This window comes from Sinomonas atrocyanea, assembly GCF_030812675.1.
Taxonomy (GTDB): Bacteria; Actinomycetota; Actinomycetes; order Actinomycetales; family Micrococcaceae; genus Sinomonas; species Sinomonas atrocyanea_B.
This window is the reverse complement of sequence record NZ_JAUSTE010000004.1, coordinates 191,958-218,005: the sequence shown is the minus strand read 5'-3', so window position 1 is coordinate 218,005 and position 26,048 is coordinate 191,958. Positions and strand designations below refer to the sequence as shown.

Sequence of the window (26,048 nt, the reverse complement as noted above, 5' to 3'; positions counted from 1 at the left end):
GACATGCCCGAATCCGGTGGGGATTGCGGCATGTCCTGATGCGGCGTTGGGGGTGGGCGGGGCGTGCGTGCCCGGCCGGGGGGTCAGCGCGCGGCGGCCAGCTCGCCGTCGTGCGTCTGCTCGGCGGCGGACTCGGACTCGTCGTTGAACGGGTCTCCGTGGCGCGGGGCGTTGTAGAGCTCCACGTCGAGGATGCCCTGGCGCTTGGCGACGATGGTCGGCACGAGCGCCTGGCCCGCGACGTTGACCGCCGTGCGGCCCATGTCCAGGATCGGGTCGATGGCCAGGAGCAGGCCCACGCCGGCCAGCGGCAGGCCCAGCGTCGAGAGCGTCAGCGTCAGCATCACGACGGCGCCGGTGGTGCCGGCGGTCGCGGCCGAGCCGAGGACCGAGACGAGGACGATCAGCAGGTACTGGCTGAAGTCCAGGTTGATGCCGAAGAACTGGGCCACGAAGATCGCGGCGACGGCCGGGTAGATCGCGGCGCAGCCGTCCATCTTCGTCGTCGCGCCCAGCGGCACGGCGAAGGACGCGTAGCCCTGCGGGACCCCGAGGTTGCGCTCGGCGACGCGCTGGGTGAGCGGGAGCGTGCCGATCGAGGAGCGGGAGACGAACCCGAGCTGGACGGCCGGCCACACGCCGGAGAAGTACTGCTTGACGGAGAGCCCGTGCGACTTCACAAGGATCGGGTAGACCACGAACAGCACGAGCACGAGGCCCGCGTAGATCGCGACGGCGAACTTGCCCAGGGCGCCGATGGTGTCCCAGCCATAGACGGCGACGGCGTTGCCGATGAGGCCGATCGTCCCGAGCGGGGCGAGGCGGATGATCCACCAGAGCACCTTCTGGATGATCTCGAGGGCCGAGCGGGTGAGGTTCAGGAACGGCTCGGCCTTCGCGCCGACCTTGAGTGCCGCGATGCCCACGGCGATCGCGATGACGAGGATCTGCAGGACGTTGAAGGACACGGTTGTGGTGACGGCGCCGCCGTCGCCCGCGGTCGAGGTGGCGCCGAGGCCGAGGAAGTTGTGCGGGAACAGGCCGGTGAGGAAGGCCCACCAGTCACCGCTCTTGCCGGTGTACTTCGCCTGCTGGGTGATGCCGGTGCCGGCGCCCGGCTGGAAGACGACGCCCAGGGTGATGCCGATCATGACCGCGATGAAGGCGGTGATCGCGAACCACAGCAGGGTGTTCCAGGCGAGCTTGGCCGCGTTGGAGACCTGACGCAGGTTCGCAATCGAGCTCACCACTGCGGTGAAGATGAGGGGGACCACAGCGGTCTGGAGCAGGCTCACGTAGCTGCTGCCGATGGTCGCGAGGGTCGCGCCGAGCGCGTTCGGGCTGGCCTTGGTGCTGCCCGTGTACTTCGCGAGGAGGCCCAGGGCGAGGCCGACGACGAGTGCGGCGATGATCTGCGGGCCGAACGCCGTGGCCCACGCGGGGAGGCGGCGCGCGGTGCGCGCGGTGCTGGTTGAGATGCTCACCCGTCTACGCTAGGGCGGAGATTTGTACCATACGAAGCTTGTGTTTCCTCATGTGACGCGCAGTGTGACGGCGCGGCCGGGGAAGGATCCCCTCAATGCCGCGCCGTCACGCTGTTTTGTTACGCTATTCCCCTGGCCTGGGTGGGATATGTCACGTGCCTCGCCCGGCGCCTCAGGAGGTCAGGGCGCGGCGGAGGGTGTCCAGACCGACGGATCCGAGGTTCAGGGCGCGCGTGTGGAACTCCTTGAGGTCGAACTCGCGGCCCGCGGCGGCGACCTCCGCCTCGAGCTCGGCGCGGACCTGCTCCCACAGCCGCTGTCCCACCTTGTAGGACGGCGCCTGCCCGGGCCAGCCGAGGTAGCGGTTGAACTCGAAGTCGAGCTGGCCCTCGGAGACGTCCAGATTCTGCTTGAGGAACTCGTAGCCCTTCTCCGCCGTCCACGTCCCCGTGCCCCAGCGCTCCGGGACCTCGAGCCCGAGGTGGACGCCGATGTCGAAGACCACGCGCGCGGCGCGCATGCGCTGGCCGTCGAGCATGCCCATGCGGTCGCCCGGGTCGGCGAGGTAGCCGAGCTCGTCCATGAGCCGCTCCGCGTAGAGCGCCCAGCCCTCGCCGTGCCCGGAGACCCAGCAGATGTTCCGGCGCCAGTCGTTGAGCAGCTCGCGGCGGTACACCGCCGTGGCGCACTGGAGGTGGTGTCCCGGGACGCCCTCGTGGTAGACGGTGCTCGTCTCCGCCCACGTGGTGAACGTGTCCTCGCCCTCCGGGACGGACCACCACATGCGGCCGGGCCGGGAGAAGTCGTCCGACGGCGCCGTGTAGTAGATCCCGCCATCCTGCGTCGGGGCGATCATGCACTCGAGCTGGTGCATCGGGCCGACGATCTCGAAGTGGGTCCCGGCAAGGTTCGCCACGGCCCGGTCGGAGAGCTCCTGCATCCAGGCCCGCAGCGCGTCGGTGCCCTTGAGCTGCCGGGCGGGGTCCGCATTGAGGGCGGCCTTGGCCTCGGCGATGCCGGCGCCGGGCCTGATCTGCTCCGCAACGGCCTCCTGCTCCGCGATGATGCGGTCGAGCTCGGCCACGCCCCAGGCGTACGTCTCCTCGAGGTCGACCGCGGCGCCGAGGAATCTGCGGGACTCGAGCGCGTACCGCTCGCGGCCCACGGCGTCCTCCTCGGGCGCCTGGGGGAGGAGCTCGCCCTCGAGGAAGTCGGCGAGCCCGCGGTAGGCCGCGGCGGCGGCCGCGCAGCCGTCGGCGAGGGCGGAGGCGACGTCCTCCGGCAAGCGGGCGCCGCCGTCGAGCGCCGCGTCCGCGGCGAGCCGGGCGAAGAAGCCGGTGCCCTCGGCGCCGTACTTGCGGCACTGGCCGACGACGACGCGCACCTGGCGCGCCGCCGAGACCTTGCCGTCCGCCGCGGCCGCCCGGAGCGAGGCGATGTAGCCCTCGACCGCGGCGGGGACGTTGGCGGCGCGGCCCGCGATGTGGCCCCACTGCTCGGCGGTGCCCGTGGGCATGAGGTCGAAGACGGCGCGGATCGACTGCGCCGGCGACTCGATGTTGTTCAGCGTCGCCGCGACCCAGCCGCTGGCGTACCGCTCGGCGTCGAGGCCGAGCCGCTCCCGCATCGCGTCGAGGGTGACCTCGTCGATCTCGTCCGCGGGGGCCGCGGCGTCGAGGGCGCTGAGGGTGCGCTGCACGAGGGCGCTGTGCTCGGCGAGGCCGGCAGGGGAGTAGTCGGGGTACTCCGTCTCGTGGCCCGGGTAGCCCAGCTCGGTCGCGAGGGCCGGGTCGAGGTCGAGCAGCTTGCGGGTGAACTCGTCGGCGATGGCATCGAGGGCGCTGGGCGCGCGCGTGCCGGCGGAGCTGTGCTGGTTCTGGTCAGTGTTCTGCGTCACGCCCACGAGCCTAGCGCGGCGCACCGACACGTGAAAGAACCCGTGCACATATCTCGCGGGTCCGAGGGCCGCGGCCCGGGTCCGGGGGCGTCAGGCGCGGCCGCGGCGCTGGGCGATCATGTGCCGCGGTCGCAGCGTCGCCCGGCGGATCCGCTCGCGGCGCGTCGGCGCCGCCGGTGCGGCCTCGGGGGCGGGGCCGCCGAGCGTGGCGAGCACGGCCGTGAGCGCCGCGATCTCCTCGGGCGTCGGGTCCCCGCGGGTGACCGAGAAGAGAACCGGCGCGGCGACGACGGCGGGCGAGTCCCCGCCGTCGTGCGTCTGGGGCGTCTGCGGGAGCGCGCTCACAGGGGGATGTTCCCGTGCTTCTTGGCGGGCATCGACGCGTGCTTGTCGCGGAGGGCGCGCAGGCCGCGCAGGAGCTGCACGCGGGTCTCCGACGGGGCGATGACCGCGTCGATGTACCCGAGCTCGGCCGCCTGGTACGGGTTGAGGAGCTCCTCCTCATAGTGCTGGATGAGCTCGGCGCGCTTGGCCTCCACATCCCCGCCCTCCGCCGAGACGGCGGCGAGCTCGCGGCGGTACAGGATGTTGACCGCGCCCTGGGCGCCCATGACGCCGATCTGCGCGGTGGGCCACGCGAGGTTCAGGTCCGCCCCGAGCTTCTTGGAGCCCATGACGATGTAGGCGCCGCCGTAGGCCTTGCGGCAGATCACGGTCAGCTTCGGCACGGTCGCCTCGGCGTACGCATAGAGCAGCTTCGCGCCGCGGCGGATGATCCCCTGGAACTCCTGGTCCTTGCCGGGGAGGAAGCCCGGGACGTCCACGAGGGTGATGATCGGGATGTTGAAGGCGTCGCAGTGGCGCACGAACCGGGCGGCCTTCTCGGAGGCCGCGATGTCCAGCGTGCCGGCGAACTGGATGGGCTGGTTCGCGACGATCCCGACCGTGTGGCCTTCCATGCGGCCGTAGCCGATGATGACGTTCGGCGCGTAGAGCGCCTGCATCTCGAGGAAGTTGCCGTCGTCGAGGATCCCCTCGATCACAGCGCGCATGTCGTAGCCCTGCGTCGGCGAGTCCGGGACGAGCGCATCGAGGGCGAGGTCCTCGTCCGTCTGCTCGAGCTCCTGCTCGGAGTCGAGGACGGGGGCCTCGACGAGGTTGTTCGAGGGCAGCACGTCGAGGAGCTCGCGGACGAAGTCGATCGCGTCGGCCTCGTCGGAGGCGAGGTAGGTCGCGGTGCCGGTCGTGGCGTTGTGCTGGCGGGCGCCGCCGAGCGTCTCCATGTCCACTTCCTCGCCTGTGACGGTCTTGATGACGTCGGGGCCGGTGATGAACATGTGGCTCGTCTTGTCCACCATCACCACGTAGTCCGTGAGCGCCGGGGAGTACGCCGCGCCGCCCGCGCACGGGCCCATGATGAGCGAGATCTGCGGGACCACGCCCGAGGCGGCCACGTTGTTCCGGAAGATGTCCGCGAACATGGCCAGGGAGGCCACGCCCTCCTGGATGCGCGCGCCGCCGCCGTCGTTGATGCCCACCACGGGGCAGCCGTTGCGGAGGGCGAACTCCTGGACCTTGACGATCTTCTCGCCGTTGACCTGGCTCAGCGATCCGCCGTAGACCGAGAAGTCCTGGCTGTAGACCGCCACGAGCCGCCCGTCGACCGTGCCGTACCCGGAAACGACGCCGTCGCCGAGCGGAGTCTTCTTCTCCATCCCGAACGCGGTGGAACGGTGCACCCGGAGGGTGTCGAACTCGACGAAGCTCTCCGGGTCGAGCAGCATGTCGATGCGCTCGCGTGCCGTGTTCTTCCCGCGCGCATGCTGCTTCTCGATCGCCTCCTGGCCCGAGGGTGCGAGCGAGGCCGCCCGCCGGTCGCGGAAGTCCGCGATCTTGCCTGCGGTGGTGGTCAGGTCGTGGGTCACACTCACTCCAGCTCTCGGTCCGTAGCGCACGCACGGTGGCTCTGTAGGGTCCGCACAAAGGGCGGAGACGTCCCCTCAGTCTAATGAGGCCCTGAGGCGAGGCCTGTGTAGGAACCCTACAAATTCGACGCGCCGGCCGGCGTGGGTCCCGCCCGGCGCGAAGATCTTGTTACTGGCCAGTAACAAGATCCCGTACACTGGGACCATGACGAGCATCACACCGGGCGCCGCCAGCTCGCTGGCGGGCCGCACCATCCTCATGAGCGGCGGCAGCCGCGGCATCGGGCTGGCCATCGCGAAGCGGGCCGCGGCGGACGGGGCCAACGTGGCCCTCCTGGCCAAGACCGCCGAGCCGCACGCCAAGCTGGCGGGCACCGTGTACACGGCCGCGGAGGAGATCGAGGCGGCGGGCGGATCGGCCCTCGCGATCGTCGGGGACGTCCGCAGCGACGAGGACGTGGCGCGGGCCGTCGACGCGACCCGCGAGCGGTTCGGCGGGATCGACGCGGTGGTCAACAACGCCTCCGCGATCGACCTCTCCACGACCGACGCGGTGGACATGAAGCGCTACGACCTCATGGCGGACATCAACGTCCGCGGCACGTTCCTGCTCTCCAAGCTCGCCCTGCCCGCGCTGCGTGCCTCGGCGGCCTCCGGCGCCGACGCCCACATCCTCACCCTGTCGCCGCCCATCAACCTCGACCCGGCATGGGCCGGCCGGCACCTGGCCTACACGATGGCCAAGTACGGCATGAGCCTGACGACCCTCGGCCTCGCGGAGGAGCTCCGTCCCGCCGGGATCGGCGTCAACTCCCTCTGGCCGGCCACCCTCATCGACACGGCCGCGATCCGCAACATGCCCGGCGGGGACGCCCTCGCCACCGCCGGACGCCGTCCGGAGATCGTGGCCGACGCCGCGCACGTGCTGCTCACGAGCGACCCCCGCACCACCACCGGCGGGTTCTTCACCGACGAGGAGGCCCTCGCCGCCGCCGGGGTGACCGACTTGGCCCCCTACAGCCTCGGCGCCCCCGAGGACCGCCTCGTGAAGGACATCTTCCTCTGAGATCCGGGGCGCCCCGGCGCCCCTCGATAGGATTCAGGCATGGACGACCACGCGCAGCCAGAGTCCCGCGGACCCCTCGACGCAACGCTCCTGGGTCCCGGGCTCGCGCGCGCGGCCGGGCTGTCCCGGCTCGAGGTCGTGGGCGAGATCGACTCGACCAACGCCGAACTCCTGCGCCGTGCGGAGGCGGACCCCGACGGATGGGGAGACCTTTCCGTCCTCGTCGCGGACCACCAGACCGCGGGCCGGGGACGCCTCCACCGGCACTGGGAGTCCCCCGTCGGGGTCGCCGTGGCCGTGTCGGTGGTGCTGCGCCCCCACAACGCCGCGGGCCGGCCGCTGCCCACGCAGAGCTACTCGTGGTTCTCCCCGCTCGCCGCGCTCGCGCTCCGCGAGGCCCTCGCCGAGACGGCAGGGGTCGAGGCGAGCGTCAAATGGCCCAACGATGTTGTGGTGGACGGGCTCAAGATCTCCGGAATCCTCGCCCAGCTCGCCCCGGGAGCGCACGGCGCCCCACCCGCCGTCGTGCTCGGCACCGGCATCAACGTCGGGCAGGCGGAGGGCGAGCTTCCGGTCCCGACCGCGACGAGCCTGGCCATCGCCACCGGGCGCGAACACCGCCGGGAGGGCATCCTCGCCGCCTACCTGACCGCGTTCGCCCGCCGATACCGGCAGTTCTGCGCGGTCGACGGCGACCCCGACGCGCCCCTCGCGGCCGGCCGCGGGCTCTGGGGCCAGGTCGAGGACGCCACCATCACCCTCGGCAAGCGCGTCCGCGTCGAGCTGCCCGGGGGGCAGACCCTCGTGGGCCGCGCGACGGGCCTCGACGCGCACGGCGCCCTGCGTGTGGTCGAAGAGGACGGTACCCGCCACTCGGTCGCGGCGGGCGACGTGGTCCACCTCCGCCCGGCCGACGGCGGCTATGCGTAGGCTCCTCGACCCGGGGGAGCAGCTCATCGTCAGGACGCGGCGCCAGGGCCGCATGCTCGTGCTGCCCGCCCTCGTCCTCATCCTCGTCAGCGGGGCGGCCGCCTTCGCCGCCGGCTGGCTCTCGCGCGGCCGCCTCGAGGCGATCGTCCCCTGGCTCCCCGCCGGGACCTACTCCTGGTCGCCGCTCGTCCCCGCCGCGGCCGCGGTCTGGGTCCTCGTCGGGTACTGCCTGCGCGAGCTGCTCGCGTGGCGCTCCGTCAGCTACGTGCTCACGAGCCGCCGCGTGCTCCGCCGCGAGCGCGGCCTCACCCGCAGCGACCGCGGAATGCCGCTCTCGCTCGTGCGCGATGTCCACGTGAGTCAGGGGTTCATGCAGGGGATGCTCAGGTCCGGGACGATAACCTTGACCTCGGGCCAGTCGGCGCAGCTCACGCTGACCGACGTGCCGGAAGTGCGCCGTTTCAGCCAGTTCATCCTCGACGCCATCGAGGAGCTCCCGCTCCAGGAGCGTCAGCCGGATCCTGGCGACGAGATCACTGACTTCAGCGATGCGTCGCTTCCGTGGGAACTGAGGGAGGACTGATGGACGAGCCGAACGGCGGGGTGCCCCGGGAGGACTCCGAGGAGCGGGGTGCCGCCCTCGAGGCCTCTTCCCTCGACGATGCCTTCCTGGAGCCGCTGGACGAGGAGGGCCTGCCCGTCGAGGACGAGCCCCTGGACGAGGAGGGCCCGGCCGGGCGTCCCGCAGCCGGGGACCCCGGCGCCGGGGCTCCCGGCCAGGGCCCCCGGCAGGCCCGGCGGATGACGTCCAAGGACATCGAGGTCCTCCTGCTCGGCGGCGAGCGCACACTCAAGCGCCGCGAGGTGGCGGCCGCGGCCGGGGTCTCCCTGTACTCGGCCCGCAAGCTCTGGCGGGCCTTGGGCATGCCGAACTTCACGGACGACGACCTCGCCTTCACGCAGGCCGAGCTCGAGCCGCTCAAGGTCATGCCGCGCCTGGTCCGCGAGGGCAAGCTCACCGAGGAGGCCGCGATCTCGGTGGCCCGGGCGATCGGACAGATGACCGACCGCATGGTCGTGTGGCAGGTCGAGGCCCTCGTGGAGGACATGATCTCGAGCCAGGGGATGAGCGACTCGGAGGCGCGTGTGGCCCTCCTCGAGCGGCTGCCGGACCTGGTCGGCCCGCTCGAGGAGGTGCTCGTCTACTCGTGGCACCGCCAGCTCGCCGCGGGCGTCCAGCGCCTCGTGGTCCGGGCCCAGGCGGGGCTCGACTCGAGCGAGGAGGGGCGCGACGGCACGGAGGACGACGCCCCGCTGCCGTTGGCGCGCGCCGTCGGCTTCGCCGACCTCGTCTCCTACACGTCGCTCTCGCGCCGGATGAATGAGCGCACCCTCGCGCAGCTGGTCCAGCGGTTCGAGAACCGCTGCTCCGAGATCATCGCCGTGGGCGGCGGCCGCCTCGTCAAGACGATCGGGGACGAGGTCCTCTACATCGCCGAGACGCCGGCGGCCGGGGCCCAGATCGCGCTGGCCCTGTCCAAGGAGTTCGCCGAGGACGAGATCCTCCCGCAGTGCCGCGTCGCCATGGTCTGGGGGCGCGTGCTGAGCCGGCTCGGGGACATCTACGGCCCGACCGTGAATCTCGCCGCCCGCCTCACCGCGATCGCCGAGCCGGGCCAGGTCCTCGTGGACGACGTCACCGCGAAGGCCCTCACGGGCGACGAGCGGTTCGTCCTCGAGCACCGAGAGCCCGAGATGGTCCGCGGCTTCGGCGAGATCCATCCGGTGTCCCTGCGCCACGGCACCGGGCCCGGCATCGTCCTCGACTGACCGGCCGCGCGCCCGCGGCACGCGTCCGGACGCCGGGGGAGTCCTCCCCATCGCGGGCCCGGACGGCGAGGCACTAGGCTGTGCCGGGGACATCGCCGGGGCTCGGGGCCCGGGCCGGTGGAGAGAGCACACACATTCCAGGGGGAGCGGATGACGCTGACGACAGAACAGGCCACATGGTTCGCCGAGACCTTCGAGCGGCTCGCGGGCAACGTGGGCCAGGCGGTACTCGGCAAGGACCATGTGGTCCGGCTCGCGCTCACCGCGATGCTCGCCGAGGGCCACATCCTCCTCGAGGACGCCCCCGGGACGGGCAAGACCTCGCTCGCGCGGGCGCTGGCCGCCACGGTGCAGGGCACCAATTCGCGCATCCAGTTCACCCCTGACCTGCTGCCCTCCGACGTCACCGGCGTGACGATCTACGACCAGAAGACGCAGCAGTTCGAGTTCCACAAGGGCCCGATCTTCGCCAACATCGTCCTCGCCGACGAGATCAACCGGGCCTCGCCCAAGACCCAGTCGGCGCTGCTGGAGGTCATGGAGGAGTCCCGGGTGACCGTGGACGGCGTGACCTACGAGGCGGGGCGGCCCTTCATGGTGATGGCCACCCAGAACCCGATAGAGCAGGCAGGCACCTACCGGCTCCCCGAGGCCCAGCTCGACCGGTTCCTCATCAAGACCTCGATCGGCTACCCCGACCACGCCTCGACCGTGCGGCTCCTCGGCGGCGCGTCCGTGAAGGACCGCTCGCGCGAGCTCTCCCCGATCATCACCACGAACGCGGTCGCCGAGATGGCCGAGCTCGTGGCGCAGAACCACGTGGACCCCGCCGTGCTCGAGTACATCTCGCGGCTGTGCGAGGCGACGCGCAACGCCCCGGAGACCCGTCTGGGCGTGAGCGTGCGCGGCGCGATCGCGATGGTCCGGGCCGCCAAGGTCTGGGCCGCGGCGCAGGGGCGCAACTTCGTCCTCCCGGATGACGTCAAGGAGCTCGCGGCGGTCGTCTGGACCCACCGGTTCGTCATGGATCCCGAGGCCGAGTTCGCGGGGGTCACCGCCGACCGGGTCCTCGACCGCGTCCTGGGTGAGGTCGCCGCTCCGCAGTCCCGCGCCGGCGTGTGAGCCCGGCGATGCCCACCCGCAACCCGTTCGCGGCGGCGCGGGACGCCGTCGCCCGTCGCCTGCCCGCACGCAGCGGAACCAGCGGACCCCCCGGAACCCGTCCGGCCGGCGCCGCGCCGAAGCCCGATTCCTCGCCGCGGCCGCGCCTGCACCCCGCCTCGCTCTGGCGGGAGGCGGCGGGCCTGGGGCGCTCGTACGCGGCGCCGACGCTGGTCCGCGCCGGCGCACTGTACCGGGCGCGCCTGCACCCGACCCTCTCGGTGGTGAGCCCGCTCGGCTGGGCGGTCGGGCTCGCCGCCGTGCTGCTGGCCGTCGCCGGCGCGGCCTGGGGATGGCAGGAGGCGACCGCCGCGGCGCTGCTCGCCGCGAGCCTCTTCGTCCTCTCGGTCGTGTTCGTGCTGGGCCGCTCCTCCTACGCGGTGGACCTCGACCTCGCGCGAACCCGGGTCGCCGTGGGCGAAAGCGCCGTGGGCGGCATCGAGGTGGTCACCACGTCCCCGCGCCCCGTGGCGCCGTCGCTCCTCGAGCTGCCCGTCGGCGCCGCCACGGCCGTGTTCCACCTGCCGCGCATGCGTCCCGGCGTCCCGCACGAGGACCTCTTCACGATCCCCACCGAGCGGCGCGCCGTGATCGTGGTGGGACCGGTCCGCTCGGTCCGGGCCGACCCGATCGGCCTCCTGCGCCGCCAGGTCGTCTGGACCGAGCCGCAGGACCTGTATGTGCATCCCCGCACTGCCGTGCTCGGGACCTCGGCCGCCGGCTTCATCCGTGACCTCGAGGGAATGCCCACCAACGAGCTCGCCACCTCGGACGTGTCCTTCCACGCGCTGCGCGAGTACATCCCCGGCGACGACCGGCGCCACATCCACTGGAAGACCACGGCCCGCACGGGCACCCTCATGGTGCGCCAGTTCGAGGAGACGCGACGGGCCCACCTCGCGGTGTGCCTGTCCGCGAACCTCGCCGAGTACGGCACCGAGGACGACTTCGAGCTCGCCGTCTCGGTAGCGGGCTCGATCGGCCGTCAGGCCCTCGCCGAGCAGCGCGAGCTGAGCGCCCTCACCCAGCGCGGGCCCCTGCGCACCGAGAGCCCGCGCCACTACCTCGACGACCTGACGCGCCTGCAGGGCGCCCCGATGCGCCCCACCGCCGTCGACGCCGCCCGCTCCACCGCGGACACCGTGCCGAACGCCTCGGTCGTGTTCCTCGTGGTGGGCACGGCCGTCACCCCGACCCAGCTGCGCGCCGCGGCCGCCTCCATCCCGCCCGGCATCCGCACCTTCGCGGTGCGCTGCGAGGCCGGCGCCGCCCCCGGACGGGCCAGCATCGCTGACCTCGCCGTCCTCACAGTCGGCACCCTCGAGGACCTCGGCCCGGTGCTGCGGAAGGCGGCGGCATGAGCGAGACCACCCGCATGCGGCCGCGCCGCCCCGCCGGAGACGGGGCGGGGGCCGCCGCGCGAGCGGGCCTGGGCAGTCCGCGGACCGGCGGCCGGGCCGGCGGCGCGCCGCGGCCGGGCTTCTGGGCCGGCCGGAACCCCTGGCTCCACGCGGTCGACGCCGCAGCCATCCTCGTGCTCGCGGCGCTCGGCATCGCCGGCTTCCACCTCGCGTACGGCGGCGACCCGCACTACGTCCTCGCGGGCCTGACCGGGGCGGCGCTCGGCCTCGCGGCGGCCTTCGGCGTCTCCGCGCTGCGCCCCGGCTGGCTCGTGGGCACGGCGGGGGCGTTCCTCGCCTACCTCCTGGTAGGCGGACTCGTTGCCACCCCGGACGATTCCGCGGGCGGCTTCATCCCCACCCTCGCCTCGCTGCGCACCCTCCTGCTCGGCATCGTCGTGTCGTGGAAGGACAACCTGACCGTCGCCGCCCCGCTGGGCACGGGCTCGGGGATGCTCGTGGTGCCCTACCTCAGCGCGTTCGTGTGCTGCCTCGCGGCGGGCCTCCTCGCGTGTCGGCTGCGCCGGCCGTACTGGCCGCTCATGCCGGTCACGGTGCTGTTCGTGGTCGGGATCGCCTTCGGCACCCACGAGGCGTTCCTGGCCCTCCCGCGCGGTGTCGCGTTCGCGGTGATCGGCGTCGTGTGGTCCTCGTTCCGGCGCTCGGCCGCGCGCGTCGAGACCGCGCGCGTGGTGTCGGGCGAGACGACCGTGGCCGATCCCGGCTCGGCGCGCGCGGCCCGGCTGCGCCGGGTGGGCCTCGGCGCCGCCGTCGTGGCCGTCGCAGCGTCGGCGACGCTGGCCCTCGCGCCGGCGGTCACGGCGGGCGCGCAGCGCGATGTCCTCCGGGACCGCGTGGTGCCGCCCTTCGACCCGCACAACTACGTGAGCCCGCTCTCGGGCTTCCGCAGCTTCGTCAAGGACCAGCGGGACTCGGTGCTGTTCACCGTCTCCGGCCTGCCCCAGGGCGGCCGGGTCCGGCTCGCTGCCCTCGACGCCTATGACGGCACCGTGGCCAACGTCGACCAGTCCGGCTCAGGCTCGTTCGCCAAGGTCGGCGACGCGGCCTCGATCGCGGCCGCCGACGAGCCGTCCCGGGCCAGCACGCCGTACACCCTCGATGTCACCGTGCGCGACTACCGCGGCTACTTCCTCCCCGGCGGACGGACGACGACGGGCATCGCCTTCGGCAACAAGAACAGCCCGGCGGCGGAGGGCCTCTACTTCAACCCGCTCACGGACACGGCCATCTCCACGGCCGGACTGTCCTCGGGCGACCAGTACGCGGTCCGCGTCCTCGAGCCCAAGCGACCCGACGACGCCCAGCTGGCCCAGGCCCAGTTCGCCCCGGTGAGCCTGCCCGCCGTCGACGGCGTCCCGCAGGTGCTCCAGGCCAAGGCCGGGGACATCCTGGGAGACAGCCAGACGCCGCTCGAGCGGGTACGCACCCTCGAATCCTACTTCCAGAAGTTCGGCGCGTTCAGCAACGGCCTCATCGCCGAGGGCCAGGTCCCCAGCCTCTCCGGCCACGGCGCGGGGCGGCTGCGGGCCATGCTGACCGCCAAGCAGATGGTCGGAGACGACGAGCAGTACTCGGTGACGATGGCGCTCATGGCCCGCCAGCTCGGCATCCCCGCCCGCGTGGTCATGGGGTTCTACCCCGAGAAGCCCCAGCCCGCCGGGACCAAGATCGACATCAGGGGCAAGGACGTGCACGCGTGGGTCGAGGTCGCGTTCGAGGGCTACGGCTGGGTCCCGTTCGACCCGACGCCGCCGAAGAACAACGTCCCGATCCCGCCGGACCCGCAGGCCCAGTCGAAGCCGCGCCCGCAGGTGCTCCAGCCCCCGCCGCCGCCCCAGGCGCCGGTCGAGCTGCCTCCGGACTCCCGTCCCGATGTGCTGGACCAGGAGCAGAAGAAGGAGAACTTCTGGCTCATCCTCGGGCCCATCCTCGCCGCGGTGGGCATCGGGCTCATCCCGGTCGCGGTCCTCGCGCTGCCCCTCGCGCTGGTCGCGTGGCTGAAGCTGCGCCGTCGCCGGCGCCGCCTGGCCGCGGAACACCCGGCGGAGCGGGTGAGCGGCGGCTGGCGCGAGTACACGAACTTCGCGACCGACCTCGGCGCGAGCCTCGATGCCCGTTCGACCCGCCGCGAGACCGCCGCGGCGCTCGGTGAGGCCTTCCCGGACACCGCGGGAACGACGACGATGCTCGCCCGCCGCGCCGACGCCGCCGTCTTCGGGGCGGGTCGCCCCAGCGACACCGAGGTCGAGGCCTACTGGGCCGACGTCGACAGCTCCATCGCGGCCGTGCGCGGCTCGCTCGGCTTCTGGCGACGGCAGCGGGCCAGGTTCTCGCCGCGCTCTCTCCTGCTCGAGGCCCGGGCGGCACTGGCCGCCCGCAGCTCGGCCGCGCCGGGCGCGGACCCCGCACCCGCGACGGGCCCGGCTCCGGTGCTCCGGCGCCTGCGGGGCAGGCGAGGGGCCGCGGCGGAGCACAGGACCCCGGGAGGTGCCCCGTGACCGCGTCGGCGCCGCCCGGCGCGGGGCCCGAATCGGTGTGTCCTGCGTGTGGCAGTATGGTCCGGCAAGGTGCGCTGTTCTGCCCCGTCTGCGGGGCGCCGGCGGCCCACACGGGTGGGCGGGGGCCTTCGGGCCGCGCGCCTGCGGGCCGCAGCGGGGGATACGAGGGGAACACGGGGACCATGGTCAATCTCGAGCTGGTCAATGCCTCCACGGGCAAGCGTGCCGGCGCCAAGCTCATCGACCTCGGGATCGCGTGGGTCCTCCAGCTCCTGCCCTACACGCTCGCCCTCGCCTCCCTCGCGGGCCTGTCCGGGAGCGCCTACCCCACGAGCTCGGACGAGCAGGCCCTGCTGGCCGCCGCCGTCTGGTGGATCGTCGGCACGGTGCTCGGGATCGCCCTCTGGATCTTCTGCTGGGCCTGGGAGGCCCGCACCGGGAAGACGCCCGGGCAGGCTCTGCTGGGCCTGCGCACGAGCGGCCCCGAGGGACTCGCCCCCGGCTGGGGCGCGGTGTTCGTGCGGAACTTCGTCTTCGGGCTCATCTGCCTGATCCCGGTCGCCGGGGTCGTGCTCGCCCTCATCTCGAACATGTTCGATCCCAACAGCAGGCGTCAGGGCTGGCACGACAAGGCGGCCAGGACGTTCGTCTTCGACGTGCGCGCCGGGCGGGACCCGCTCACCACCGGAGGGATCAACGGGCCTGCCTCATTCGCGCCCCGGGCGGACCTCCCTGCTCTCCAGCAGGTCGCCTCGCCGGTGGCCGCCCCGGCGGCAAGGCCCAAGGCTCCGGTGCGTCCGGCCGCCGTGCCAGCCGACCCCGCTGTTTCCGTCCCCGCCGCCGCACCGGTCCTGGCGAAGGACCCGGACGCCGATCTCGGGGCCACCCGGTTCGCCCCGGCCCGGCAGGGCGGTGCGGCGGCAGCGGGCGGCGCCCCCTCGGCGTCGGACGTGGTGCTGACCTTCAACGACGGCCGCCGGGTCGCGCTGCGCGGCCCCGTCCTCATCGGCCGCAACCCCGCGGGCTACGACGACGAGACCGTGCAGGAGCTGCTGGCGGTCGACGACCCGGGCAAGAGCGTCTCCAAGACTCATCTGGCGGTGTGGAACGACCAGAGCGGCGTGTGGGTCCAGGACCGCAAGTCGACCAACGGCACCCGCGTGGTGCGCGCCGACGGCGCCACCGCGGAGGCCCCCGCCGGCCAGCCAGTCCTCGTCGACGCGGGCGACGTGGTCCGCTTCGGCGACTGCTTCTTCTCGATCGGAAGGGGACACGCGTGACCGACACACACGCGCCCGAACTGGAGCCGCGCCTGCGGCTGACGGTCGGCTTCGGCACGGACCGCGGCCTGCGCCGCGAACTCAACGAGGACTCGTTCCTCGCCCAGGACCCGGTGTTCATGGTCGCGGACGGCATGGGCGGCCACGAAGCGGGCGAGGTCGCCAGCCAGCTGTGCGTGCAGACGCTGCGCGAGGCCACGATGCTGGCCCCGGGGAACCACGCGGCCACCGCCCAGGACATCCAGCAGGTGATCGAGGACGCCGACTGGCGCATCCGCGACGCCACGGGCGCCCGCGCGGGGACCACCCTCTCCGGAGCGGTGCTCATCGAGATCTCGTCGGTGCCCTACTGGCTCGTGGCCAACGTGGGCGATTCGCGCACGTACCGGCTCTCCCAGGGCGGCAGGTTCACCCAGATCAGCGTGGACCACTCCGAGGTCCGCGAGCTCGTGGACGCGGGCCAGATCACCGCCGAGGAGGCGCTCACGCATCCGCGCCGCCACGTGGTCACGCGGGCCCTCGGCACGGGGGAGGACGCCGAGGCGGACTTCTGGCTCCTGCCCGTCGAGGACGGGGACCGGCTGCTCGTCTGCTCCGACGGGCTCACCTCCGAGCTGCGCGACGACGAGATCCTCAGCCTGCTCGCGAGCCGCGCCCATCCCCAGGACGCCGTGGAAGCGCTCATCGACGCGGCCATCCACGCGGGCGGACGCGACAACGTCACCGTCATCGTGGTCGATGCGCAGGACGCCGCGGACGAGCTCGGCTTCCGTGAGACCGCACCCCGGCTCGCGCCCGAGGAGGACACCCTGGACCGCGAGGGCACCCGCGCCGAGGACCAGCAGGCGGCGGACCAGCACGACGAGGACCGGCACGACGACGAACAGCAGGCCGCGGACCAGCACGCCGAGCGTGCAGCCGACCGGGACCCCGCGGCCGAGCCAGAGGATGCCCGTGGCGAGGCGTGAGTACCGGCCCGGAGACGGCTGGACCCTGCTGACCCGTGGCGACCTGACTGTCCTCGTCCCCGCCGCGCAGCCTGAAGACCTCCTCGGGCGCCTCTGGGATGCGCTCGGGGCCGACGCTGCCGACCTCTACGCCGTGCTCGACGTCTTCGCCGCGGCCTTCGGCCTGGCCCGGATGCCCGCGTTCGCCGTCGCGGAGCACGGCGAGCGGCTGAGCCTCCTCGTCCGCGGGGCGGTGCGGGCCACCGTGACGACGCCCTCGGGGGAGGAGGCGTTCAGCGGCAGCGACGTCGGCACCTGGCTCGAGCGCGCGTTCGAGGCGTGGGACGCGGTCGAGGTCTCCGGGGCGCCCGCCGGTGCCGTGGTGTCCGGGGCGCCCCGCGGGGCGCTCCCGCTGATCGGCGGCGTGGTCCCCGCGGACACGGTGCTCGTCACCGCGGACCGAGGGGCGCACCCTCGGTCGTCGGACGACGGCGCCGGGCCGGCTGAGGCAGCCGCCGCGCCGGGCGCTGTGGCCCGGACCGGGGCCGCAGGCGACCGGCCGACCCCGGCCGGCGCCGCGCCGGCTGTGACCGCCGATGCGCCGGCCGCGAGCGAGGAGACCCTGCTCCCGGAGTCGACCGTCGCGGGCTCAACGCTGGCCGGCACTGCGCCAGCCCCCTCGGCGGCCACCCCTTCCGCGGCCGCCCCTTCCGCATCCGCCGACTCTGACGGCCCGGCAGCGCAGCCCGGCGAGACGCGAGCCGACGAGAACCAGCCCGATGAGACGCGGGCCGGGGCAGCACCCACTGCCGCTGAGGAGGCGCCTGAGGCCACCTCCTCGACGAGCGACTACGACCACCTTTGGGGCACCACGGTGCTCCGTTCCGTCGAGGACGCGGCGGTGAGGATCGAGGGCGACGACGAGGAGCCGGCCGCCAGCGAGCCGGCCGCCAGCCAGCCCGACGACGCCGGCGCCCCGGGTCCCGAGGCGCTCAGCCCGGCGCACGCGGACCCGCAGTCCCCACCCGGCGGCGAGGAGCCAGCCGCCGAGCGCGACCACGCGCCGTCGGACGCCGAAGCCGAGAAGGCCGGCGCGCCGGCCGCCTGGAGCCCGCCGAGCCTCCTCATCGACGCGGTGCCGTGGGGGAAGCCCCTCCCGGCGCGGCCGGAGCCCGCGCCGGGAGCCCAGCCCCAGCAGCGTCCGCGCCCGCGGGCGCAGAGCGAGATGCGCTATCCCGAGCCGCTGCGGGACGGCGCCGCGCCGGACAGCGCGGCGCAGGGGCGCTCGATCACCTCCGAGCTGTACGGCGACCACGACGGCGAGACGGTCATGCGCAGCGAGCTCGAGCCCGCATCGCTCGCAGCGGAGCCCGGCCAGGACGGCGCGGCGCCGCCGGCCGCGTCCGCCGGCGCCCGCGCGGCTGCGACGGGCCCCCTCGTGCTCGGGCGCCGGTGCCCGCAGGGACACGCGAGCCCGCCCTCGTACCCCCAGTGCGCGGTCTGCGGCGAGCACCTCCAGGGCGACCCCGTCCAGGTCCCGCGCCCGGCCCTGGGCCGCGTCGTCTTCTCCACCGGCGAGGTGATCGACCTCGTGCAGCCGCTCGTGGTGGGCCGCCAGCCCTCGGTGGCGCGCGTGGCCAGCGGCGGGATGCCCCGCCTCGTCTCGGTCACGAGCCCGTCCGGGGACATCTCGCGCAACCACCTCGAGGTCCGTCTCGAGGGCTGGCACGTCATGCTGCGCGACCTCAAGGCGACCAACGGCACGGTGCTCGAGCGCCCCGGCCAGGCGCCGCGCAGGCTCGCCCAGGGTGAGATGACGATCGTCCTCGACGGCGACGTCGCGGACCTCGGCGACGGCGTCAGCCTGCGCTTCGAGGCGGTGCCGTGAGCTCGAAGCGGCCCCCGGCCCCGCCCCCCGAGCTCAAGGGCTTCAGGTACCTGAGCCTGCTCGGCTCCGGCGGGTTCTCCGACGTCTACCTGTACGAGCAGGACAGGCCTCGGCGCAAGGTCGCCGTCAAGGTGCTCCTGTCCGACCTCCGCACGGAGAGCGCGCGCCGGCAGTTCGAGACCGAGGCCAACCTCATGGCCCAGCTCTCCTCGCACCCCTACATCGTGACGATCTACCAGGCGGAGATCACCGACGGCGGCCACTCCTACCTCGCCATGGAGTACTGCTCGCGCCCGAGCCTGGACATCCGCTACCGGCGCGAGCGGCTCAGCGTCGACGAGGTCCTCGCCGTCGGGATCCAGGTCGCCTCCGCGGTCGAGACGGCCCACCGGGCCGGGATCGCGCACCGGGACATCAAGCCGGCCAACATCCTCGTCACCGACTACAACCGGCCGGCCCTGACGGACTTCGGGATCTCGGGCACCGTCGAGGGCGGCGGGGAGGCCGACATGGGGATGTCGATCCCGTGGTCGCCCCCGGAGTCGTTCCGAGGGAGCGTGGCCGACGGCGTCGCCCTGGACGTGTGGGCCCTCGGCGCGACCCTGTACACGCTCCTCGCGGGCCGGTCGCCGTTCGTCATCCCGGGCGGGGACAACTCGCAGCGGGCCCTCGTGCAGCGCATCCACTCCTCTCCGGTCCCGCCGCTGGGCCGCGCCGACGTGCCGGAGTCGCTCGAGCTCGTGCTCGCCACCGCCATGTCCAAGGCCCCCGAGAGCCGCTACGCCTCGGCCCACACGTTCGCCCTCGCGCTGCAGCGGATCCAGAACGAGCTCAGCCTCTCCGTGACGCCCTTCGAGGTGCTCGAGGAGCCCTCGGACGACGACGACCCCGACTCCTCCTACGAGGAGACCCGGGTGCGGGGCGTCGTGGCGATCAACCCCCACGGTCCCCGCACGGCGACAGCCCGTCCCGGCGCGGCCCCCGCCGGGGCAGCCCCCGCCGGGGCACCGGGGCCGGCCGCGGTGCCGGGCGACACCACGGCGGCACGGGACACGGCGGCCTGGGGCGACACGGCCGCCCGCGGCGACACCGGACGGGAGGACACCGTCCTGCGCGGCCGGGCCGGCACGGCACCGGGCTCCCCGGAGGCCCTCCGCGACCCCGGGGAAGCCGCCGAGCCCGAGGCCGACTCGACCGTGCTGCGCGGCGACCGGACCATCCTGCGGAGCCGGCACACCGGCCCGGGGCAGACCGGCCCGGGGGAGGGGCCCGAGGACGGCAGTCGCGGGGACGCCGAGGGCGAGGAGCGCGCCGCCGCCGCGCGCCGGCGTCGGACGCTGCTGGCCTCCTCGGCGGCGGGCGTGGTCCTCGTCGCCGCGGTCGGGGCGGCGATCGTGCTCGCGCCGGGCCTCGCCGGCCGCCCCGCACCGAACCAGACCACGTACAGCGCGCCGCCGGTCGACGCGGTGGACACCGGCGCGGTGCCCAACGTCACCGAGCTGAAGGGCGCGGCGGACGCCTCGGGCGTGACGTTCACCTGGAAGAACCCGCAGCCCCGTCCCGGCGACGCGTACCTGGTCACGGTCCTGCGCCTGACGGGGCAGCAGCCGCCCACCACGGTCACCGCCGCAAGGGCCACCGTGCCCAAGGAGGCCTCCGGGCAGACCTGCGTGCGCGTCGTGGTGCGGCGCAGCGACGGCGCGGCGGGGCCGATGGACGACTCCGCGCCGAGCGCGTGCGTGAGCACCAAGTGAGACTGCCCGGCGCCGCCACGCGGCACGGGAACCATGTGATTGTCCGAACTGGGGAGACGGAGCGCACACGAATGGACCAAGGAACACCAGGGGCCGGCGACCTCGTCGTGGACTTCTGCGGCGAGCTCTACCGCCCGGACCCGGGCGGCGTGTTCGGGATCGGCAGGGAGGGCGACCTCGAGGTCGACGACAACCCCTACCTGCACCGGCGGTTCCTCGAGATCTCCCATGTGGACGGCATCTGGTGGCTCTCCAACGTCGGGTCGCTGCTCTCGGCCACCGTCGCGGACGTCAGCGGCGGCCTCCAGGCCTGGGTGGTCCCCGGCGCGCGGATCCCGCTCGTATTCGGCCACACGAACGTCATCTTCACCGCGGGGTCCACGACCTACGAGTTCGCCGTGCACGTGCGCACCCCCGCGTTCCGGCAGCAGGCGAACCCCGAGGAGGACGGGGGCGGCGCGGGGGAGACGACGATCGGCCCCATCACCTTCACCGAGTCGCAGAAGGCGGTGATCGTCGCGCTCGCCGAGCCGATGCTGCGCCGCGACGGGACGGGCCTGAGCTCGATCCCCACCTCCGCGGCCGCCGCGCGGCGGCTCGGCTGGGCGCTGACCAAGTTCAACCGGAAGCTGGACAACGTGTGCGACAAGCTCGACCGCGTGGGCGTGGTCGGCCTCCGGGCCGGCGGCGGGAAGCTGGCGACCAACCGCCGGGCCCGCCTCGTCGAGCACGCGGTGAGCTCGCACCTCGTCACCGCCGAGGACCTCGTGCTCCTCAAGACCCAGGCCGAGACGCTCCCGGGCCCGGCGGCGCCCGGCCAGAACGGGCCGGAGGGGGACTAGGTGCGGATCAGACTGACGCTGCGGCGGGATCCGGAGCCCGCGGTGGACCTGGCCGTGACCGTGGACGGCCTCGCCTCGGTGGGCGACGTGGCCCGCGAGCTGTGGCTCGCCGACCCGGCGCGGGCCGCCGAGCACCAGGGGGCCGGGCGTGCAGGGGCCGAGGCCGGCGCTCTGGCCGGCCTGACCCTCCGCGTCGAGGAGTCCGTCCTCGCGGGCGGCATGACCGGCCGCGTCCTCGACCCCGAGGGGACCTTCCTCGAATCGGGCCTCCGGCAGGGCTCGACCGTCTCGCTCTCGCGGGTCGCCGTGCGCGGGGCATCGGACCGGGCGGCCGGCCACGGCGCGCCCGGCCCGGACAGCGGCGGGCGGGTGACCGCCGTCGACCGCGGACCGGCAGCGGCGACCCTGCGCGTGGTCTCCGGCCCGGACGCCGGCAAGGAGTTCTCCCTTCCGGTCGGGGCGAGCCTGATCGGCCGCGGCGCCGGCGCCGACGTGGCCCTCGGCGACCCGCTCGTCTCCAAGCGGCACGCGCGGATCACGGTGGGCGAGACCATCGAGATCGCGGACCTGAACTCGTCCAACGGGCTCGTCATGGACGGGCTCACCGTCTCCAAGGCCGTGCTGTCCTCCTCGGACGCGGTGACCCTCGGGGACTCCACCGTGTCCGTGGTCGGCCTGGGCCACAGCGCCGGGCGCACCCAGACCTCCCCGCTCGTGCCGTTCAACCGCTCCCCGCGGGTGGTGCCGAGGTTCCCCCCGCAGGCGCGCGAGCTGCCGGAGGGGCCGCAGCGGCCCACCACGCAGCCGTTCCCGATCGTCATGCTCTTCGTGCCGGTCCTCATGGGCGCCGTGATGTTCATGGTCCTGCAGAGCGTCGTCTCCATCGTGTTCATGGCGATGATGCCCCTGTTCGCGGTGGGCATGTGGTTCGAGTACCGCCGCCACGCCAGGCGCGAGCTCCGCGAGGAGACCAGGCTCTTCGAGGAGCGGCTCGCGGAATTCGGGCGCCAGATCACCGAGCTGCAGACGGTCGAGCGGGCCGTGCGGCTCCAGGAGGCGCCCTCGGTCGCGGAGACCGTGGAGTCCATCTACCGGCTCGGGCCGCTGCTGTGGACCCACGCCCCCGAGCACCGCGAGTTCCTCACGGTGCGGCTGGGGCTGGGCACCGTGCCCAGCCGGGTCAGCGTCACGGTCCCGCCCGAGGGCCGGACGCTGCCCGAGTTCACGCGCCGCCTCCACGAGGCGCAGGGCCGCTTCGCGGTGCTCGACGCCGTGCCGGTCACGGCGAGCCTGCGGCAGGGCGGCGGCCTCGGGGTCGCCGGCCCGCGCGGCCTCGTCGAGAACGTGGCCCGCGGCATCCTGCTGCAGATCGCAGGACTCCACTCGCCCGCAGAGGTCGTGATCGCCGGGCTGGCATCGCACGGGTCCAAGGAACGCTGGGAGTGGCTCCAGTGGCTCCCGCACGTGGGCTCCTCCCACTCGCCCCTCACCGGCGACCACCTCGCCGCCGGGTCTGCGGCCGGGATGCTCCTGCTCACCCGGCTCGAGGACCTGCTCGCCGTCCGCACCGCCGGTCCGGACGGGCAGGGCGGCCCCGCGGGCGGCGCTGCGGGACGGCGCGGGGCAGTGCGGGAGGAGCAGGACGGGACGTCCGAGCCGATCGTGCCGACCGTCGTCGTCCTCGTCGAGGACGATGCCCCGGTGGACCGGGGGCGGCTCACCCGCATCGCCGAACTCGGCCCGGACGTGGGCCTCCACGTCGTGTGGGTCGCGGCCGGCGCCGAGCAGCTGCCGCAGTGCTGCCGCGACTTCATCGTGGTCGACGGCGAGCACGGCGCCACGAGCGGCCAGGTCCGCCTCGGGCGGCACACCTACCCGGTCAGCTGTGAGAGCGTCGACGAGGCGCTCGCCGTCCAGCTCGGCCGGATGCTCACCCCCATCGTCGACGTGGGCAAGCCGGTCGACGACGACTCCGACCTCCCGCGCAGCGTCTCCTACGTGACGCTCGCCGGCGCGGAGATCGCGGACGACGCCGGCACGGTCGCCGAGCGCTGGCAGCAGTCCAACTCGGTGCGCGCCTCCGCCGTGGCCAACCCGAAGGCGAAGGGCACCCTGCGCGCGCTCGTGGGCTCGAAGGGCGTGGAGCAGTTCTTCCTCGACCTGAAGAACGAGGGCCCGCACGCCCTCGTGGGCGGCACGACCGGCGCGGGCAAGTCCGAGTTCCTGCAGTCGTGGGTGCTCGGCATGGCCAGCGCCTACAGCCCCGACCGGGTCACGTTCCTGTTCGTGGACTACAAGGGCGGCGCCGCGTTCGCCGACTGCGTGAGCCTCCCGCACACGGTGGGGCTCGTGACGGACCTCTCGCCGCACCTCGTGCGGCGCGCGCTCACGTCGCTTCGTGCCGAGCTGCACTACCGCGAGCACCTGTTCAACCGGAAGAAGGCCAAGGACCTGCTCGCGATGGAGCGGGCCGCGGACCCGGACACCCCGCCGTACCTCGTCATCGTGGTGGACGAGTTCGCCGCCCTCGCCACCGAGGTCCCCGAGTTCGTCGAGGGGGTCGTGGACGTCGCCGCCCGCGGCCGGTCCCTCGGCCTGCACCTCATCCTCGCCACGCAGCGGCCCGCCGGCGTCATCAGGGACAGCCTGCGCGCCAACACGAACCTGCGCATCGCCCTGCGGATGGCGGACGAGGCCGACTCCGAGGACATCCTGGGGGAGAAGACCGCGGCGTACTTCGACCCGGGCATCCCCGGCCGCGGCGCCGCCAAGACCGGCCCCGGCCGCATCCAGGGCTTCCAGACCGGGTACGCCTCCGGCTGGACCACGGAGCGGCCCGCGCTGCCCCGCATCGACATCGCCGAGATGGACTTCGGCACCGGCGCGGCGTGGGAGCGGCCGGCGGACCTCGTGGACGCCGAGCCCGAGGCCGAGGGGCCCAACGACATCGCGCGCATGGTGCGCACCATCTCGACGGCGGCCGACCGGATCGGGCTCGAGATGCCGCGCAAGCCGTGGCTCGCCGAGCTGCCGCAGACCTACGATGTGGCGCGCCTGCCCAATCCGCGCACGGACGAGCGGCTCCTGCTCGGAGTCGTCGACGACCCCGCGCACCAGAGCCAGCCGACGTTCTCCTACGAGCCGGACCGGGACGGGAACATGGCCGTCTACGGCACGGGCGGCTCCGGGAAGTCGGCGGCCCTGCGCACCGTCGCGGTCGCCGCGGCGATCACCATGCGCGGCGGCCCCGTGCAGGTCTGCGGCATCGACGCCGGCTCGCGCGGCCTGCACATGCTCGAGGCGCTCCCGCATGTGGGCGCCGTGATCGACGGGGACGACGCCGAGCGGGTCGGCCGGCTCATGCGCCGCCTCTCCGGGCTCGTCGACGAGCGGTCCGAGCGGTACGCCGCCGCCAGGGCCGGGAGCATCGGCGAGTACCGGCGCCTCGCCGACCGGCCCGACGAGCCCCGCATCATCGTCCTCATCGACGGCATGGGGGCGTTCCGCGAGCAGTACGAGTACAGCTCGGACAGCCCGGTGTTCGACCTGCTCACGCAGCTCGCCTCCGACGGGCGCGCCGTCGGCGTGCACCTCGTCATGACCGGCGACCGGACCAATTCGATCCCGGCCTCGATCGCCTCGAGCGTGCAGAAGCGGATCATCCTGCGCATGACCGGCGAGGACGACTACCTGATGTTCGGCCAGCCCAAGGACGTGGTCACGCCGCAGTCGCCTCCCGGCCGCGGCGTGGTCGACGGCCTCGAGGTCCAGCTGGGGGTGCTCGGCGGGAACGCCAACGTGGCGCTGCAGGCCCGCGAGATCACCCGCCTCGCCGAGGCCATGCGCCGCCAGGGCGTCCCCGAGGCGCCGCCCGTGCGGACGCTGCCGGACCTCGTCGCGGGCTCGGCGCTGCCGACCGACTCGGGACGGGTGGCGCTCGGCCTCGAGGACTCGCTGCTCGAGCCGCTCTACGTCGATCCCTCGGGGGCCTTCATGCTCACCGGGCCGCCCGGGTCGGGGCGCACGACGGCGCTCGCGGCCCTCGCGGCCGGCCTGCGGCGGGCTCGGCCCGGCGTCCGCAGGGTCTACCTGGGGGCCCGGAGGTCTGCCCTGGCGAACCTGCCCCTGTGGGACGCGAGCTTCACCGGGGAGGACGCCGTGTCCGCCGCCGTGGACGAGCTCCAGCTCGACGTGGGGGTGCGCGAGTTCGCGCTCTTCATCGAGGGCCTGCCCGAGTTCGACTCCACGCTGGCCGAGAGCGGGCTCTCGGCGCTCATCACGGCCATGGACCGCGAGGGCCTGTGGGTCGTCGGGGAGTCCGAGACCGCCGGCTGGGGCTCGGCCTGGAGCCTGTCCCAGCCGTTCAAGAACGGACGCCGGGGCCTGCTGCTCAACCCCGCCGAGATGGACGGCGACTCGCTGCTGAACACGTCCCTGGGGCGCATCCGGAATCCCCGGTACGTCCCCGGACGCGGCTTCTACGTGGCGCGGGGACGGGCGTACAAGGTGCAGGCGGCGTTCGAGGACCTCTCGGCCGGCTGAGTGGGGAGGAGTCCCCATCGCGCCGGGTGCGGGGCGGCGTATAGCGTGGAGCCAAGTCCACGGGGGAAGCCCGAGGGGCAGGACGGAAGGGAAGACCATGGCTATTCAGCAGGGCGCCAACGTTGCCGAGCTCCGCGGTGTCGCGAAGCAGTTCGACGCGAAGGCCAACGAGGTGGACCAGATCAAGAACAACCTCAATGCGCTGATCAACAACAACATCCCGGCGAACTGGGCCGGCCGCGACGCCGAGCAGTTCAAGGGCGAGTGGCAGTCCACGGGCATGAAGTCCCTGGCCAAGCTCGTCGAGCAGCTGCGCGACGCCTCGCGCACCATGAACACCAACGCCACGGCGCAGGAGCAGACCTCCAGCAGCCTGCACTAGCGGCCTCCAGCATGAGAGGCCCCGCAGCACACGCTGCGGGGCCTCTAGCGCATCTCCCCCGGTGATGGTTTCGGGTACGCATCTCGTCGCCCTTTTGGCGTTCCGGGTACGCGCGCTCGTACCCGAAAGGCCATATCGCCGTCGAGATGCGTACCCGAAACGGAGGGTGGAGAGGACGGGGGCGTACCCGAAACCGGGGGC

General features: G+C 73.6%; 18 protein-coding genes and 1 pseudogene. 15 read left to right on the top strand and 4 right to left on the bottom strand.

Annotated features, from left to right (window positions below; translation table 11 throughout):
• Positions 1 to 83 precede the first annotated feature (83 nt).
• From J2W20_RS08550 to J2W20_RS08535, 4 genes are all read right to left on the bottom strand, one after another.
• Entirely contained in the window at positions 84 to 1,484 is a 1,401-nt protein-coding gene (locus J2W20_RS08550; RefSeq protein ID WP_307006072.1) for a dicarboxylate/amino acid:cation symporter, read from the bottom strand.
• Positions 1,485 to 1,656: 172 nt separating this feature from the next.
• A complete protein-coding gene (locus tag J2W20_RS08545; RefSeq protein WP_307006071.1) occupies positions 1,657 to 3,381 on the bottom strand; it encodes a DUF885 domain-containing protein in 1,725 nt (574 codons plus the stop codon).
• A 90-nt stretch (positions 3,382 to 3,471) separates the two neighbouring features.
• On the bottom strand, positions 3,472 to 3,726 hold the full coding sequence (locus J2W20_RS08540; RefSeq protein WP_307006070.1) for an acyl-CoA carboxylase subunit epsilon: 255 nt from the start codon (positions 3,724 to 3,726) through the stop codon (positions 3,472 to 3,474).
• On the bottom strand, positions 3,723 to 5,306 hold the full coding sequence (locus J2W20_RS08535) for an acyl-CoA carboxylase subunit beta (protein WP_307006069.1): 1,584 nt from the start codon (positions 5,304 to 5,306) through the stop codon (positions 3,723 to 3,725). Before J2W20_RS08535 ends, J2W20_RS08540 begins: the two co-directional genes overlap by 4 nt.
• Before the next feature lie 205 nt (positions 5,307 to 5,511).
• Between J2W20_RS08535 and J2W20_RS08530 the strand changes: the two genes are divergently transcribed.
• From J2W20_RS08530 to J2W20_RS08465, 15 genes and pseudogenes are all read left to right on the top strand, one after another.
• Positions 5,512 to 6,372 (top strand): SDR family oxidoreductase, encoded by an 861-nt coding sequence (locus J2W20_RS08530; protein ID WP_307006068.1) that lies wholly within the window; start codon positions 5,512 to 5,514, stop codon positions 6,370 to 6,372.
• Between the two features lie 39 nt (positions 6,373 to 6,411).
• Positions 6,412 to 7,302: a biotin--[acetyl-CoA-carboxylase] ligase gene (locus tag J2W20_RS08525; RefSeq protein WP_307006067.1), complete on the top strand. Its 891-nt coding sequence runs from the start codon at positions 6,412 to 6,414 to the stop codon at positions 7,300 to 7,302.
• The gene (locus tag J2W20_RS08520) at positions 7,295 to 7,885 is read left to right on the top strand and encodes a PH domain-containing protein (protein ID WP_307006066.1); all 591 of its coding nucleotides are present in this window, start codon (positions 7,295 to 7,297) and stop codon (positions 7,883 to 7,885) included. The genes J2W20_RS08525 and J2W20_RS08520 overlap by 8 nt, the downstream gene beginning before the upstream one ends.
• Positions 7,885 to 9,132 carry an adenylate/guanylate cyclase domain-containing protein gene (locus J2W20_RS08515; protein ID WP_307006064.1) on the top strand — a complete coding sequence of 416 codons (1,248 nt, stop codon included), beginning with the start codon at positions 7,885 to 7,887 and terminating at the stop codon, positions 9,130 to 9,132. The genes J2W20_RS08520 and J2W20_RS08515 overlap by 1 nt, the downstream gene beginning before the upstream one ends.
• Before the next feature lie 150 nt (positions 9,133 to 9,282).
• Positions 9,283 to 10,254, top strand: a complete 972-nt coding sequence (locus J2W20_RS08510) for an AAA family ATPase (protein ID WP_307006063.1) — start codon at positions 9,283 to 9,285, stop codon at positions 10,252 to 10,254.
• Positions 10,255 to 10,262: 8 nt separating this feature from the next.
• Positions 10,263 to 11,654, top strand: a complete 1,392-nt coding sequence (locus J2W20_RS08505; RefSeq protein WP_307006062.1) for a DUF58 domain-containing protein — start codon at positions 10,263 to 10,265, stop codon at positions 11,652 to 11,654.
• Positions 11,651 to 14,212, top strand: coding sequence for a transglutaminase family protein (locus J2W20_RS08500; protein WP_307006061.1), 2,562 nt, complete (start codon positions 11,651 to 11,653; stop codon positions 14,210 to 14,212). Before J2W20_RS08505 ends, J2W20_RS08500 begins: the two co-directional genes overlap by 4 nt.
• A pseudogene (locus J2W20_RS19205) lies at positions 14,209 to 14,310 on the top strand (zinc-ribbon domain-containing protein); the annotation flags it as partial. The gene J2W20_RS08500 and the pseudogene J2W20_RS19205, both read left to right, overlap by 4 nt.
• 84 nt (positions 14,311 to 14,394) lie before the next feature.
• The gene (locus J2W20_RS08495; RefSeq protein ID WP_307006060.1) at positions 14,395 to 15,492 is read left to right on the top strand and encodes an RDD family protein; all 1,098 of its coding nucleotides are present in this window, start codon (positions 14,395 to 14,397) and stop codon (positions 15,490 to 15,492) included.
• Positions 15,489 to 16,460 (top strand): PP2C family protein-serine/threonine phosphatase, encoded by a 972-nt coding sequence (locus tag J2W20_RS08490; protein WP_307006059.1) that lies wholly within the window; start codon positions 15,489 to 15,491, stop codon positions 16,458 to 16,460. Before J2W20_RS08495 ends, J2W20_RS08490 begins: the two co-directional genes overlap by 4 nt.
• Positions 16,447 to 18,327: an FHA domain-containing protein gene (locus J2W20_RS08485; RefSeq protein ID WP_307006058.1), complete on the top strand. Its 1,881-nt coding sequence runs from the start codon at positions 16,447 to 16,449 to the stop codon at positions 18,325 to 18,327. The genes J2W20_RS08490 and J2W20_RS08485 overlap by 14 nt, the downstream gene beginning before the upstream one ends.
• A complete protein-coding gene (locus J2W20_RS08480; RefSeq protein WP_307006057.1) occupies positions 18,324 to 20,081 on the top strand; it encodes a serine/threonine-protein kinase in 1,758 nt (585 codons plus the stop codon). The genes J2W20_RS08485 and J2W20_RS08480 overlap by 4 nt, the downstream gene beginning before the upstream one ends.
• 71 nt (positions 20,082 to 20,152) lie before the next feature.
• The gene (locus tag J2W20_RS08475) at positions 20,153 to 20,923 is read left to right on the top strand and encodes a hypothetical protein (protein WP_307006056.1); all 771 of its coding nucleotides are present in this window, start codon (positions 20,153 to 20,155) and stop codon (positions 20,921 to 20,923) included.
• Entirely contained in the window at positions 20,924 to 25,465 is a 4,542-nt protein-coding gene (locus J2W20_RS08470) for an FtsK/SpoIIIE domain-containing protein (protein ID WP_307006055.1), read from the top strand. It abuts the gene before it with no gap.
• Positions 25,466 to 25,562: 97 nt separating this feature from the next.
• A complete protein-coding gene (locus J2W20_RS08465) occupies positions 25,563 to 25,847 on the top strand; it encodes a WXG100 family type VII secretion target (protein ID WP_307006054.1) in 285 nt (94 codons plus the stop codon).
• The last annotated feature ends 201 nt before the right edge of the window (positions 25,848 to 26,048 follow it).